General features: G+C 60.6%; 1 pseudogene. It reads left to right on the top strand.

From position 1 onward, the window contains the following. A pseudogene (locus VSR34_RS38355) lies at positions 1-498 on the top strand (IS3 family transposase); the annotation flags it as partial.

Genomic DNA, 498 nt, shown 5'->3' on the forward strand with positions numbered 1-498 from the left:
CAAGGGCGCCTATGGTTCGCCACGGATGACCGAGGAAATTCGCGCACGCGGCTTTCCGGCCAGCAAGGAGCGGGTTGAGCGGCTCATGCGCGAGAATGGCATCAGGGCTCGGCACAAGCGACGTTACCGTGTCACGACAGACTCGAAGCACAAGCTGCCGGTCGCGGAAAATCTGCTGGGGCGCAACTTCACGCCGACAGCGCCGAATCAGGTCTATACGTCGGACATCACGTACATCTGGACCGATGAGGGCTGGTTGTATCTTGCGATCGTGCTGGACCTGTTCAATCGGGAAGTCGTCGGCTGGTCGATCAAGCCGCGCATGACGGCTGACATCGTGACCGATGCGCTGACGATGGCGTGGTTCCGACGCCGGCCCGAGACCGGCGCGCTGCATCATTCGGACAGGGGTAGCCCAATATGCCAGCGACGACTTCCAGCGCAAGCTGACGCAATACGGTATGCGTTGCTCGATGAGTCGCAAAGGAAATTGTTGGG

Source organism: Paraburkholderia sp. JHI2823, from assembly GCF_038900695.1.
GTDB classification, from domain to species: Bacteria; Pseudomonadota; Gammaproteobacteria; order Burkholderiales; family Burkholderiaceae; genus Paraburkholderia; species Paraburkholderia mimosarum.